The organism is Pseudomonas cucumis (assembly GCF_030687935.1).
Classification (GTDB): domain Bacteria; phylum Pseudomonadota; class Gammaproteobacteria; order Pseudomonadales; family Pseudomonadaceae; genus Aquipseudomonas; species Aquipseudomonas cucumis.
Map to the genome: position 1 here is coordinate 4,946,832 of NZ_CP117454.1, position 13,142 is coordinate 4,959,973.

Here is a 13,142-nt window from a genome sequence, read left to right on the forward strand (position 1 = left end):
AGACGTTTCCTGGGTTTGCCTAAAGGTGGTCGCCGCCTCTGCCGAAGCGACGCTCAGTGCCATAACAACCCCAGCCACCCGATAGATTTTTTCAGGGTCTCAGGCTCCCGGCGCCTTGGCGTTGAACAGCAGCATCACGTTGCCGCTGTAATCCCCCGGCCTGTACCCACTGGCCGGTTTCACCGGTTCGATCTCCAGTAATACCCGCTTGCCCGCGGCGGCTTCTGCCTGCGTAACGACTTCCTGCGGTAGGAGGTCGGATTTCAACTCCACCCCGTTGAAACGGACGCGCAACACAATGTCCTCGCCCGGCCTGCCGTTTGACAGGTAGGGCAGGCTATCCAGCCGCGCTTCGATCGCGCTGGTGTCATGCCGCACATCGAAATTCTTGCGCACACTGCTCAGGGTCGATGTGGGGTAGTCCCAGTTGAGCCGCTGGGGTCGGTGAATCCAGTCCGGCTCTGTCGGCACGATGTAGAACGAGCGATTCGGGATGGTCAGGGACACCTCGAAGGTGTGCTCTTCCCGGGCAGCCCATGTCACAGAGCCCATCATAACGGTCATTGCCGTCAGGGCGACGACGGCGCATTGCTTGATCATGTTCGTTACCCGTTGCGTCAATGGACAGCCGGTCTAGCGGCTCGCTACCTTCAGGGCTTTCCTGGTGCCGCCTTCGATCAGCAAGAAGCGGTATTCACGGCCTTGTTCCTTGTCGAAGCCAAAAGTCTTGTCCGCCAGCACATGGTGCTTGGTGGTTGCCCCGCAGTCGGTTTCATTGGTGAGAGAGCAACTTTTGAACTCATCGATAATGATCACCGTATTGCCGTTGTTGCGCAGTTCATAGCGACTGTCGGAGTCGTAGATGGCGGTCTCGAAACGGGCGTTTTTTGGCCGCACGAAAAAGACCGTGCCAAACCCGGTCATCACGTTGACCCCGGCCGACAGGCTCTGTTTGTACTCTTCGCGTTCTTCGCTGGTCACCACAAAGTCATCTTCCTTTTCCGGCACCACTGGCACAAAACGCAGGCGGAAGTAGCGCTCACGGTCACGCTCGCCCATGTACAGCAGACGAGTGCCCTGCATGCCTTGGGCCGGCACGATCAGCCGCGCCGGGCTGGCCATTACGCCGTTGCGCGAGGCGCCATCGGCAGCCGCCTCCACCGGAATTTCCCGCGGGGTGCCGTCGGCGTCGTAGACGATTTCCAGCACGTTGACCTTGACGAAAGCAGTGCTGTCGCCGCTGTTGAATACCCGTTTCAGATAGGTACTTTTGTCGGCATCCAGATAGTCGTACACGGTGCCTACATTGATCTGCGGCCCGGCTTGCACCGCCACGCAAAACACACTGAGCACCGACAGCAAGAACAAACGGTTCATCGATTTCAACCCCATGAAAAAATGAAATGGCCAGGCTCGGAAAGTCAGACTTCAGAGTCCCAGATAACGGTGATGTTGCCGCTGAGCTTGTCATCACTGAAGCCGGGGCGCAGCAGAAAGTCGATGGCGTCCCGGGGCATCTCAAAACGCAGCGAGCCGCCCTTTCGATCCACGTAATGTCCAGGCTGAAACGGGCCTGTCCACATGTTGTGTCTGAGCAGTAGCAGATTGACCTGCCCTCCGCCGGGGCCGTCGATCCCGGCAGGCAGGCTGATTCTTGTTTCCACCTCGGTGACGTTACCCTTGCTACCGCGCAGTCTGCATCGGCTACCGCCGAGCGAGTCACACAGCAACATGACCCTGAAACGCGACGACGCCGAAATGTAGAACAACTGATCGCGATAGATTTTGGTGGGCTTGCGACCGCCGTCGATCCACTGTTGCCAGCCGCCTTGGGGTTCCAGAGCGACCTTGTTACCACCCGGTGGCAGATCGACCTTCAGGGTGTGCTGCACATCCAGAACGAAGTCCAGAGTGAGGTTGCTGTCATCCGGCTGCATTAACGGTCCGAAGTCGAAATCAGCGCCGGGGCCGATGCTGTAGGCCAAGGAACCGGTGTACAGCCCGGATGTCATACTCAGGGGGTTTGGGGTTCGTAGTTCATAGGAAAAATCGACGGTATTAAACGACATAGCCGGGATGGGGAAAGTGGCCACCTTGGTGCACGCCGCCTCGACCGGCGCTTTCCAGAAAAACAGATAAAACGCAGGGCCGTATCCTCCAACTCCGCTGTACTGACAAGGTGGCGGAGTATTAACCCAGGTGCTCCCGATCCAAAGCTTGCTATGCCCTTCGCGCATATCCGTCTCTCCGGTCAGTTCGGTGGCCGGAGCGCTCAGAATGTACCTGGAGCCAACGCCGCTGATTCGCACTTCGACGATTTCCGTTTCCTGCGTATCCCTATTGGTCACCGTCAGCTGCCGCCAGTTGGCCGGCACCTTCAATGGAACGCCTTCGCCAGCTGCAATGGCGCGAGTGGAATTGAACCTGATTGGCAGCTGAATGCTGAACGTATTGTTGTCGACGCACTGTCCCGGATAGATCGCGCAGTAACCGCTGTTCGGCGTTTTATTGATAAATATATTCTTGTTCGGCTGGGCAGGATCCGGCTGGAACAACGCCCTGATCTCCCGATTCACCGCCTCTGCCGACGGCACGCTCAGCGCTGCCCATAGCCCCAGCCAATACATAGACTTTTTCATGTTTCAACCCGCCTTCTGTTCGGTGGACGTGACGTCGGCGAGTGTGTCCGGCGTGCACCGCAGATCACCGATCATCAACACATTGTTTTCACTGCGATGACGACTCGCATCGAGGCGGAACTGGCAGAGCAGTTGATTGCCCTGACGCACTTCAAGGGTCGGCGAGCCGGCGTTCATTTCCATCGAGAAGAAACCATCGACTTCCGTCACCCCGCGACTGGCGTGGTTGATCACGTGATGGCCCTTGAGCGCCCGGCCTTGTGCATCGACCAGCCGACCCAGCACGGTCAGGGTTTTCATCACCCGCACCTGGCGGTACTCCACCCCGCCCTTGTTCAGGTGATAGCGGGTGCGCGCCGGCTCGATGCTGGCCGCCGGCACATGACTGCCTTCGAAGTCGAAACTCACCGAGCTGTTCTTGTAAGCGGTGATCGGGATGAAATTGCGCCCCGGCCTCAACGCCGCGCTGCCACCGCTGTAATCGTCCGCACGCAGGGTGATGTCATCGATATCCGATTCCACATCGACAATCAGCCCCGCGCCGCGCATTTCATGCTGGCTGGTCAGAACCATTTGCTGAGCGCCCATTACCAGCGTGCTGTCCAGGTTCAGGCCACCGGTGAAGTTGCCGTTGTAGGACGAACGCTGGACGAAGCCATCGCCATTGATTGCGTCAGTACGAAAATTGGCCAGGCTGGACAAGCCCACGCCGTAAGTATCGGTGAGTGCGGTCACCGATACGTTTTGCAGCACATGATCCTTCAGGTCTTTGCGCCAGCCGAGGGAGGCATTGTTGTCGCGGCTGCCATCACGGGCGGTACGCGAGCCAATGCTGCCCGTAAGCTGCTGGCCTGGTGCACCCATCGCCAGGTTGATGCTCAAGTCGACACCACGATTGCGCGCATTGCCGCTGCTGAAACTGCCTGGACGATCGAACAGCGACAACCGCCAATTGCCATCGCTGCCGAACAGTACGGCGCGCTGATTCCAGCCTAGGTCCATGCCGAAGCCTTCGGTGTTGCCTTCGCTGTGGGACAGCCTGGCGTTGATCGAACTTTTGCTGCTGACCCGATGGTTGATCGCCAGGGATGAGTTGCTGGTCTCGCCGACGAACACATTGCGCTGGCGAATCCGGGTACCGTCCGGCAAGGTCTCATAGAGGTTGGTGGTATCCAGCCAGCTGCGGTTGTGGCTAATCACCAAGCTGCCGGAACCGTAGTTATATAGGCTTTGCAGATCGAGGCCGGTGCCATGATCCTGCGTTTGGTACACATTGGCGTACAGGCTGATGTGATTGGCCAGGGTCCAGTCGATGGACGTGCCGAATTGCAGTTTTTCGCGAATCTGGCGCGCCGACAGGCCGAGAATCGCCCGCGGATGCATCAGGTAGTTGACCGAAGCCCCTGCCGTTACACCGCCGCTGGCCTGTTGATCCCAGTTACTGAGCAGTTTGCTTTCTTCCCCGGCAAACAGGTTGTAGCGCCAGCGCTCGTCGAGGTTGCGCCAGTTGCTGGGCTTGTACACCAACTCCTGGGTGGTGGAGGTGATCTGGCCGTCTTCGATCAGGCGCACTTCCACTTCATAGATACCACCCGGCAGCGGTCGGGTGTCGAGGGTCTGCAAACCGGCGGGTACCGATTGGGTATTGATCAACAGGCCGTCGCGATAGATCTCCACCGACCCCTGGCGATTGGCCGTGACGTAGATCGGATAGACGCTGGGCATCGGGCTGTTGATGGCCAGGCTGTCGGAGCTGCCGTACATGACGCCGACAGCGGTGTCGGGGCTGGTGCCAAACGTGCGCGGTTGACGGGTCAACCCTTCGGAATTGGGGGTGAAGTAACCCAGGCGCAGGAAACTGCCTTGCAGTTCGCGCTGGGTGTAAAGCTCATGCACCGCGTGATACAACTTGTCATCCGGGCCGCCAAGGCGGGCCACTTGCATGTTGAACGTCTGACTCCAGTTGCCCAGGCTCGCGCTGGCTTCGAGGCCATAACGCCCGCCAAGGTCCTGATCCTGACCACCGTTGAGGTTGAGCTGGTTGCGCAGCATCAGACCGCTGCTTCCGCCCTCGGGTTGCTCGTAGTAACGCCTGGCTTCAACATCGCGCTCAGCGTTTTCGGTGAGGATCGAGACCAACGAGTTTTCCAGGTTGTAATGCACGGCCAACACCTGATCTGGACAAGAGCCGGTGCAATTGCCCAGTGGTACGCCCGGTTTGAGGTAACTCGCCCATTTTTCCCGCTCGGCAGGGCCGAAGCGATTTTCACTGGTGTCGGTGAATTCGAGCAACGTGATGCGATCATCACGCGATAAAACCACCATGGCCTCCCCCAAGGGCTGTTGATCGAGTTCCACCCGAACAGCCAGGGGTACATCAAAGAAATGCTCCTCGAAATCCGCCGGCAGGCCTTTGGCCTGAGCCAACAGACTTCTCGGTGTCGTTCCGGCAGCAGAAACGGAAGCCGCCGTTGCACTGGCACAAAACAACAGCGCAAGCGCAGCTGCGATGGGTGTCATCGGGAACATGAACTCTTACTCTGATTACAGACAAGTTGAAGTCCGACGGGACGAACATTGCTGTTTGTCCCGCCGGGTAACGCGACCTGCATCAGTCAGCGCTTATTGCCTGATCCTTCGATCAAGGAGTGACTACCGGAGGGACGGCGTCGAAGGTCATCGCAACGACCCCGGTGTAATCGCCGGGAGCGGGCGCTGCACCGGTAGGGTTAGCAACCGCGATGTTCAGCGGTGCACGGAAGTTCACGTTGGACTCGGCTTCGCCAACCACTGGTTTTGGCGTGGTGGTCAGTTCAACGTTATTGATTTTAACCGTCAGATCAATAGTGCTGGAGCCGGAAATAAGTTTCGGCGCACTGTCCAGGCTGGCGTGAACCGAACCATTGTTGTTACGGATATCGAAGAACCCGTTAACCTCTCCCATTCTGCCGGTAGTCGGCTGAAAGCTCATGTCCTGATCCTTGTTCACCAGATCAGGATTGGTCGGCACCACGTAGAAACCGTTGGTCGGCACGTGGGCGATAATGCTGATGGAGTGAGCGGCTTCACCTGCGGCAAATGCCCCGGAGGAGCCCAGCGCCAGAATAGCCAACGGGGCAGCGAGTGCGAATTTCTTGAACATCGTTCAGTACCTGTTTTCTTGATGAGGGTCGGTTCATTGAAAGTTCAAAAAACGCTTCCTGTGAGGGGCTGTGTTTATTTGGACTTTCAACGCCGGGACATCTTCGACTGCTGGCTCTGGAAAGTAAGCAGGCAACTTCCGATGAGCGCGTAGTTAAACGACTACATGACCGGAAAGAAAAAAGAACAAAAAACCCAGATACGAAACAGCGACTGTAAGTTACGACCTACAGACAGCTTTATCGAAAAAACCATACAGAAGTTCCAGCTAGATAATACGGACACTTTCATCTTTTTTAGAATATAAACTCCAAAATTATTAGAGCAACAACTTTAAACTTTCAAGGAGCCCTAACAGGGGGGGGGGAAGTTGTTCGCCCTTGAGGGGCAGTTGACTCAATCGATTGCATCATTCAACTGGCTCACCACCCGTCGGCAGTCATTAGCTTCGCCCAAAAAAGCCTTGCTCGCGGATTAAGATATATCTTAAGTTGTATCTAAACACGACGAGAGCAAGCAAAAAATGAGAGACCATCATTCCCCCCACCGCGAACCCGGTGACGGCCGCGACGGCTTCGAGAAACGCCCAGGACCTGGCCGCGAGCGCGGTGGACGTGGGCCGCGAGTCTTCGCCCCCGGCGACCTGAAATTGCTGCTGCTGGCGCTGATCGCCGAGCAGCCGTGCCACGGCTATGACCTGATCCGCCAGATCGAAAGCATGTTCGACGGCGCCTACAGCCCCAGCCCCGGCGTGATTTACCCGACCCTGACCTTCCTTGAAGAAAGCGAAATGATCCTGGGCGATGCCGAGGGCGGAAAAAAACGCTACAGCATCACCGACGCCGGACGTCTGTCTTTAAGTGAACAGGCGATTGCCCTGGACGGCGTGCGCATGCGCATCGAAGTCAGCAAGCGCTCGTTGCGCGGCCATGACCGCCCCGCTGAAATTCACGAAGCGGTGCACAACCTGCGCCATGCCCTGCAAATGCACCATGGCCGCTGGAGCCCGGAAGAAATCCTGCGGGTACGCGACCTGCTCAACAACACGGCCAAAGCCATCGTCGACGGCCCTGCCGTTCAACCCGCTTCGGAGAAAGCCGAATGACCGACGTTATCGTGCCATCCCAATCCATTCATCGTGTCAGCCACGAGATCAAACGCCGTCGCCTGGAAGTACTGCGGGTGGTCGACCTGACCCCGCGCATGCGCAGGATTACCCTGGGTGGCCCAGAGCTGGCTGGCTTCGTCAGCCTCGGAACGGACGACCACGTCAAACTGCTGTTCCCACAAAATGCAGCGGAACACGCGGCGCTGGAAACCCTGGTACTCGGTGCCGGCAAGGACAACGGGCCGATGCCTGAGATGCGCGACTACACGCCTCGCCGTTACGACCTGAATACGCTGGAGCTGGACATCGATTTCGTGCTGCACGGCGACGGCCCTGCCTCGACCTGGGCCGAGCAGGCCAAACCCGGTCAGATCCTGCACATCGGCGGGCCTCGGGGCTCGATGATCGTGCCGGACATCTTCGACAGCTATCTGCTGATCGGCGACGAAACCGCCCTGCCCGCCATTGCCCGCCGCCTCGAAGGCCTGGCTGCCAATCGGCGTGCATTGGTGATCGTGGAAGTGGAAAACGGCGCCGAACAACAACGCCTGGAAAGCGCCGCGCAGGTCGACGTGATCTGGGTATTGCGTGAGGGTGGCAGAAACAACCTGCTGACCACCGTGCAACAGATCGAGGTGCCCGATGGCAATCTGTATGCGTGGGTGGCGACCGAGTCCAAGGTGTCGCGGCAGATTCGCCGGGTATTGCTCGATGAGCACGGCCTGAACGAGCAGTTTGTGAAGGCTGTCGGTTACTGGCGACTGGATGACAGTGACGAAGAATAAATCGTAAAAGATCGCAGCCTGTGGCAGCTCCTACAGGATTTGTGTTCGCCCGACGATTTACAGGGGTGGACGATTCATATGTAGGAGCTGCCGAAGGCTGCGATCTTTTGATCTTTATCCAACGAACTCCAACTAACGATCAAGACGACGATCCAGCCCAATCACCAGCAGTGAAATCACCACATACCCCGCCAACAATCCCCCTGCATTCACAAACACCTGTGGATAACCCAGCTTGTCGACATCAATGAACGGATACGGATAAACCGCCAGCAGATGCCCGCGCCATAACGCATAGCCGAAGTACACCAGCGGATAGATCGCCCACACCGCAATGTGCCGCAGCCGCAATGTACCTTTGGGCACGCAGCACCACCAATAAGCCAGAAACAGCACCGGCATGACGTCATGCATCAGCTCATCGGCCAGCCATTGCCAGCCTTCGGGATGCCACAAATGGCGCAACAACAGGCTATACGCTAAACCGACGATGGTGATGCTCACCGCAACTCCACTGCTTACCCACGGCTGCAGAAACCAGCGCCGCGCCGCCGATTCTCGGGACGTCAGTTCACAGGTCAGCACCACCGCCACCAGCGTGTTGGTCAGCACGGTGAAAAAGCTGAAAAAACTCATCAGCCCGCCCAGCAGACTGGCCGCAACACTCCAGCGTAAATAAAGAATCAGGTACAGCTGAATGCTCAAACCCGTCCAGCCCAAAACCGCAGCCACGGCAACACAACGACGCCTCGCGGCAGAACCTGGCGCCGACGGTATGACCATGCTCAGACCGGTCGCTTGGTGCGCATCAGCTTCACGTACAAGCGTTCAACTTTCTCCCGCGCCCATGGGGTTTTGCGCAGGAACGTCAGGCTCGACTTGATACTCGGGTCACTCTTGAAACAGCGGATATCGATGCGTTCGGCCAGCCCCGACCATTCGTAGTGTTCAACCAGGGCGTTGAGGATCTGTTCCAGCGTCACGCCGTGCAGCGGGTTGGTGTTCTGTTCGGTCATGCCGGGCCTTCGAGCGAAGTGGGAATTGGAAGCCGCGCACCTTAGCCGAGGGCTTCGTTGGGGGGAAGCTATCTGTTTGCTCTCTGTTAAATGTAGGTGATCTTTTCCGCACACTATTACCAAATCCGAAATGATCCATGTCAGTAAAAGCCCTTTCTCTATGTGTAACAGAACATTATCCTTACGCCCGTCCAGCTGAAACGCTTCTCCCCCGCTGCGTTCAGTCACCCCCTTTTAGAAAAAGACCAAGAATTTCTTCTCTATGCCTGATTTTCAAACTCCGCGAGACAGCGCTGTCTTACTCCCTGTGGCCAGTCGAAAAGCTCTCAACCTGATTGGTGGATTCACCGCACTGGGCCTCGCCACCTGCACCCAGGCTGCACCCGCCTTCGACAGCGATTCGCCGTGGATGCTCGGTGACTGGAACGGCACGCGCACCGAGCTTTCGGAAAAAGGCTACGACTTCAAGGTCGATTACACCGGTGAAATGGGCAGCAATCTGCACGGTGGCTACGACCATGACCGCACCGCACGCTACAGCGACCAGTTCGGCTTTGGCACCCACCTGGACTTGCAGAGGATTCTCGGCTGGGACGACGCTGAATTTCAGCTGACCATCACCGAGCGCAACGGCAACAACATCAGCAACGACCGGATCAACGATCCGCGTGTCGGCGGTTTCACCTCGGCTCAGGAAGTCTGGGGCCGCGGCCAGACCTGGCGCTTGACGCAGATGTGGTATCAGCAGAAATTCTTCGATCAGAAGCTCGATATCAAAGTCGGCCGCTTCGGCGAGGGTGAAGACTTCAACAGCTTCCCCTGCGACTTCCAGAACCTGGCGTTCTGCGGCTCCCAGGTCGGCAACTGGGTGGGCGACATCTGGTACAACTGGCCGGTCAGCCAGTGGGCGATGCGGGTCAAATATCACCTGACGCCGGAGTTGTACGCGCAGGTTGGTGCCTACGAGCAGAACCCGTCCAATCTGGATCGGGACAACGGTTTCAAGCTCAGCGGCAGCGGCACTCAGGGCGCGATCCTGCCGGTGGAACTGGTCTGGACTCCGAAACTCAATGGCCTGCCGGGTGAATACCGCGCCGGTTACTACTACAGCAACGCCAAGGCCACCGACGTCTACAAGGACAGCAACGGCCAGCCGGCAGCACTGAGTGGCGAGGCTTACCGCAGCGCATCGAGCAAGCATGGCGTGTGGCTCGGTATACAGCAGCAACTGACCAGCCGCGCCAGTGACAACTCCCGGGGCCTGAGCGTGTTCGCCAACGGCACGATGCACGACAAAAAGACCAACGCCATCGACAACTACGTCCAGGCTGGTGTCGTCTACAAAGGCTTGTTCGACGCCCGCGCCCAGGACGACATCGGTTTTGCCCTGGCTCGTGTGCACGTCAACCCGGCCTACCGCAAGAACGCCGAGGCCACCAATCAGGCCCGAGCGGTCTTCGACTACGACGACCCGTCGTTCCTGCCGCCGCAAGACACCGAATACAGCGCCGAACTCTATTACGGCGTGCACGTTACGAACTGGCTGACCGTGCGCCCGAACCTGCAATACATCCGCCACCCCGGTGGCGTGGACAAGGTCGATGACGTGCTGATTGGCGGGATCAAGATCCAGTCGTCGTTCTAATTAAAACCACAAGACCTGTGGGAGCTGGCTTGCCTGCTCCCACAGGGATTGCATCAACCGCACACCTTTCTCAACTGAACCATGCCCGCGCCAGATCGTCATCTACAGTGAACTTGCGCGGGACTACTTAAAACGTCACGGAGAACCACACTATGAGCGCTGATGGTGCTTTCAGTCGAAGCCGTCTGCTACCGAGCCTGCTCGGTATCGTGCTTCTACTAATGGGCCTGGCCTTGCTGGCCGGGGGGATCAAGCTGAGCATGCTCGGCGGCTCACTGTATTACCTGCTGGCCGGTATCGGCCTGATGCTGACCGGGGGGCTGCTGCTGGCCGACCGTTATGCAGCGCTGAGCCTGTACGCGGTGGTGCTGTTCGCCAGTACCGTCTGGGCGCTGTGGGAAGTTGGCCTGGACTGGTGGCAACTGGTGCCGCGTCTGGCGCTGCTCTTTGCCCTCGGTATCGTCATGCTGCTGCCATGGTTTCGTCGCCCGTTGCGTACCGGCGAGTTCAACCCGGTCGGCACCGGTGTGCTGAGTGCTGCTGTGGTCATCGCCGGTATCGCCGCGCTGGCCAGCCTGTTCACCAACCCCGGTGAAATCAAAGGCGAACTGGATCGTGACGCCGTACCTGGCATGACCAACACCGCCCCGGCCATGCCCGATGGTGACTGGAACTCCTACGGCCGCAGCGCCCATGGCGATCGCTACTCGCCACTGGCGCAGATCACGCCGCAGAACGTCAGCAAACTGGTACCCGCCTGGACCTACCGCACCGGCGACCTGCCGGGCCCGAACGACCCGGGCGAAACCACCGCCGAAAACACCCCGCTCAAAGCCAACGGCATGCTTTATGTCTGCACGCCGCATAGCCAGGTGATCGCGCTGGACCCGGACACCGGCAAGGAACTCTGGCGTTTCGATCCGAAGCTCTCCACGCAAAACGCGGCGAACTTCAAGGGTTGGGCGCACATGACCTGCCGTGGCGTGACCTATCACGATGACGCCGCCTACGCGTCCGAGCAGAGCCCGACCGGCACTGCCAACGCGCCAGTGGCCAGCGTCTGCCCGCGCCGGATCTTCCTGCCGACCGCCGACACCCGTCTGATCGCCCTGAACGCCGACACCGGCAAAATGTGCGAAGACTTCGGCAACGGTGGCCAGGTTGACTTGACGACCAACATCGGTGAATTCACCGCTGGCGGTTACTACTCCACTTCTCCACCGGCGGTCACCAAAGACCTGGTGGTGATTGGCGGCCATGTGACCGACAACGTTTCGATCGACGAGCCAAGCGGTGTGATCCGCGCGTTCGACGTGCACACCGGCAAACTGGTGTGGAACTGGGACAGCGGCAACCCGGACGACACCACGCCGATTGCCGAAGGCAAGGTCTACACCCGCAACTCGCCGAACATGTGGTCCATCTTCAGCGTCGACGAAAAACTCGGCATGATCTACCTGCCGATGGGCAACCAGACCCCGGATCAGTTCGGTGGCGCGCGTACCCCTGAATCGGAACTGCACGCCGCCGGCCTGACCGCGCTGGACATCGCCACCGGCAAGGTGCGCTGGCACTTCCAGTTCACCCACCATGACCTGTGGGACATGGACGTCGGCGGCCAGCCAACCCTGATGGACCTGAAAACCGCAGACGGTGTGAAACCGGCGGTGCTGGCGTCCACCAAGCAAGGCAGCATCTACGTGCTGGACCGCAGCAATGGTCAGCCGATCGTGCCGATCAAGGAAATCCCGGTGCCGCAAGGCGCGGTGGAAGGCGACTACACTTCGCCGACCCAACCGATGTCCGACCTGAACTTCGTGCCGCCGACCCTCAAGGAACGCGACATGTGGGGCGTGACCCCGTTCGATCAGATGCTGTGCCGGATCGACTTCAAATCCCTGCGTTACGACGGCATGTTCACCCCGCCATCGCTGCAAGGCTCGATCGTTTATCCCGGTAACTTCGGCGTGTTCGACTGGGGCGGCATCTCGGTTGACCCGGTGCGTCAGATTGCTTTCGTGAACCCGAGCTACATGGCGTTCAAATCGAAACTGATCCCGGCCGCCGAAATCGCCAAACAAGGCCCTCGCGTCAGCGAAACCGAAGGCGTGCAACCCAACAAAGGCGCGCCTTATGGCGTGATCCTCGAAGCCCTGCTGTCGCCAATGGGCCTGCCGTGCCAGGCACCGGCCTGGGGTTACGTGGCGGCGGTCGATTTGACCACCAACAAAACCATCTGGATGCACAAGAACGGCACCGTGCGCGACAGCTCGCCGGTCCCGATCCCTCTGAGCATGGGCGTACCGAGCCTGGGCGGCGCCTTCACCACTGCCAGTGGCGTGGCCTTCCTGAGCGGAACCCTCGACCAGTACCTGCGCGCCTACGACGTGAAAAACGGCAAGCAACTGTGGGAAGGCCGCCTGCCAGCAGGCGCGCAAACCACGCCGATGACCTACACCGGTAAAGACGGCAAGCAATACGTGCTTGTTGTCGCGGGTGGTCATGGATCGCTGGGCACCAAGCAAGGTGACTATGTGATTGCGTACAAACTGTCGGAATAAGCGGTAACGGCAGTTAAAGCAAAGGCGACTCCTGTGAGGGGGTCGCCTTTTTTGTGGGCGCTGCAATCCCCGCCCCCCCTGTAGGAGCGAGACTTGCCCGCTCCCATTAATAGAGCGGCGTACACCCGCCCCTCACCACTCAACAGGTCGAGCGTTAGTTCGCCTGCAGCTCTTGATCTTGATTCACCCGCCCCAACCAAAGCATGGTCGGCCCGAAGGCCGCCAACACCTGTCAAAACCCTGAACA

Annotated in this window: 11 protein-coding genes; 4 read left to right on the top strand and 7 right to left on the bottom strand. The window is 58.9% G+C overall.

All coding sequences use genetic code 11. From position 1 onward, the window contains the following. Positions 1 to 99 precede the first annotated feature (99 nt). From PSH97_RS22400 to PSH97_RS22420, 5 genes are all read right to left on the bottom strand, one after another. Positions 100 to 600, bottom strand: a complete 501-nt coding sequence (locus PSH97_RS22400) for a CS1 type fimbrial major subunit (RefSeq protein ID WP_305446746.1) — start codon at positions 598 to 600, stop codon at positions 100 to 102. Between the two features lie 33 nt (positions 601 to 633). Beyond that, on the bottom strand, positions 634 to 1,377 hold the full coding sequence (locus tag PSH97_RS22405) for a molecular chaperone (protein WP_305446747.1): 744 nt from the start codon (positions 1,375 to 1,377) through the stop codon (positions 634 to 636). Between the two features lie 44 nt (positions 1,378 to 1,421). After that, positions 1,422 to 2,639: a hypothetical protein gene (locus PSH97_RS22410; RefSeq protein ID WP_305446748.1), complete on the bottom strand. Its 1,218-nt coding sequence runs from the start codon at positions 2,637 to 2,639 to the stop codon at positions 1,422 to 1,424. Positions 2,640 to 2,642: 3 nt separating this feature from the next. Then, complete coding sequence (locus PSH97_RS22415; protein WP_305446749.1) at positions 2,643 to 5,168, bottom strand: CS1-pili formation C-terminal domain-containing protein; 2,526 nt, start codon at positions 5,166 to 5,168, stop codon at positions 2,643 to 2,645. Between the two features lie 112 nt (positions 5,169 to 5,280). Further along, complete coding sequence (locus PSH97_RS22420; protein ID WP_305446750.1) at positions 5,281 to 5,781, bottom strand: CS1 type fimbrial major subunit; 501 nt, start codon at positions 5,779 to 5,781, stop codon at positions 5,281 to 5,283. Positions 5,782 to 6,303: 522 nt separating this feature from the next. Here PSH97_RS22420 and PSH97_RS22425 point away from each other — a divergent pair. After that, on the top strand, positions 6,304 to 6,885 hold the full coding sequence (locus PSH97_RS22425; protein ID WP_305446751.1) for a PadR family transcriptional regulator: 582 nt from the start codon (positions 6,304 to 6,306) through the stop codon (positions 6,883 to 6,885). Continuing rightward, the gene (locus PSH97_RS22430; protein WP_305446752.1) at positions 6,882 to 7,673 is read left to right on the top strand and encodes a siderophore-interacting protein; all 792 of its coding nucleotides are present in this window, start codon (positions 6,882 to 6,884) and stop codon (positions 7,671 to 7,673) included. Before PSH97_RS22425 ends, PSH97_RS22430 begins: the two co-directional genes overlap by 4 nt. Positions 7,674 to 7,805: 132 nt before the next feature. Here the strand turns inward: PSH97_RS22430 and PSH97_RS22435 are convergent, their stop codons facing one another. Both PSH97_RS22435 and PSH97_RS22440 read right to left on the bottom strand, forming a co-directional pair. Then, complete coding sequence (locus PSH97_RS22435) at positions 7,806 to 8,456, bottom strand: Pr6Pr family membrane protein (protein ID WP_305446753.1); 651 nt, start codon at positions 8,454 to 8,456, stop codon at positions 7,806 to 7,808. Positions 8,457 to 8,458: 2 nt separating this feature from the next. Next, positions 8,459 to 8,689, bottom strand: a complete 231-nt coding sequence (locus PSH97_RS22440) for a VF530 family protein (RefSeq protein WP_007941719.1) — start codon at positions 8,687 to 8,689, stop codon at positions 8,459 to 8,461. 262 nt (positions 8,690 to 8,951) lie between these two features. Here PSH97_RS22440 and PSH97_RS22445 point away from each other — a divergent pair, with 262 nt between their 5' ends. Further along, positions 8,952 to 10,334 carry a carbohydrate porin gene (locus PSH97_RS22445; RefSeq protein WP_305446754.1) on the top strand — a complete coding sequence of 461 codons (1,383 nt, stop codon included), beginning with the start codon at positions 8,952 to 8,954 and terminating at the stop codon, positions 10,332 to 10,334. 152 nt (positions 10,335 to 10,486) lie between these two features. Further along, positions 10,487 to 12,895 (top strand): glucose/quinate/shikimate family membrane-bound PQQ-dependent dehydrogenase, encoded by a 2,409-nt coding sequence (locus PSH97_RS22450; protein WP_305446755.1) that lies wholly within the window; start codon positions 10,487 to 10,489, stop codon positions 12,893 to 12,895. Positions 12,896 to 13,142 lie beyond the last annotated feature (247 nt).

Bases quoted from the DNA above. Each gene is read 5' to 3' on its own strand.
- PSH97_RS22400 (WP_305446746.1), bottom strand. From the start codon at position 600: ATGATCAAGCAATGCGCCGTCGTCGCCCTGACGGCAATGACCGTTATG.
- PSH97_RS22405 (WP_305446747.1), bottom strand. From the start codon at position 1,377: ATGAACCGTTTGTTCTTGCTGTCGGTGCTCAGTGTGTTTTGCGTGGCG.
- PSH97_RS22410 (WP_305446748.1), bottom strand. From the start codon at position 2,639: ATGAAAAAGTCTATGTATTGGCTGGGGCTATGGGCAGCGCTGAGCGTG.
- PSH97_RS22415 (WP_305446749.1), bottom strand. From the start codon at position 5,168: ATGTTCCCGATGACACCCATCGCAGCTGCGCTTGCGCTGTTGTTTTGT.
- PSH97_RS22420 (WP_305446750.1), bottom strand. From the start codon at position 5,781: ATGTTCAAGAAATTCGCACTCGCTGCCCCGTTGGCTATTCTGGCGCTG.
- PSH97_RS22425 (WP_305446751.1), top strand. From the start codon at position 6,304: ATGAGAGACCATCATTCCCCCCACCGCGAACCCGGTGACGGCCGCGAC.
- PSH97_RS22430 (WP_305446752.1), top strand. From the start codon at position 6,882: ATGACCGACGTTATCGTGCCATCCCAATCCATTCATCGTGTCAGCCAC.
- PSH97_RS22435 (WP_305446753.1), bottom strand. From the start codon at position 8,456: ATGGTCATACCGTCGGCGCCAGGTTCTGCCGCGAGGCGTCGTTGTGTT.
- PSH97_RS22440 (WP_007941719.1), bottom strand. From the start codon at position 8,689: ATGACCGAACAGAACACCAACCCGCTGCACGGCGTGACGCTGGAACAG.
- PSH97_RS22445 (WP_305446754.1), top strand. From the start codon at position 8,952: ATGCCTGATTTTCAAACTCCGCGAGACAGCGCTGTCTTACTCCCTGTG.
- PSH97_RS22450 (WP_305446755.1), top strand. From the start codon at position 10,487: ATGAGCGCTGATGGTGCTTTCAGTCGAAGCCGTCTGCTACCGAGCCTG.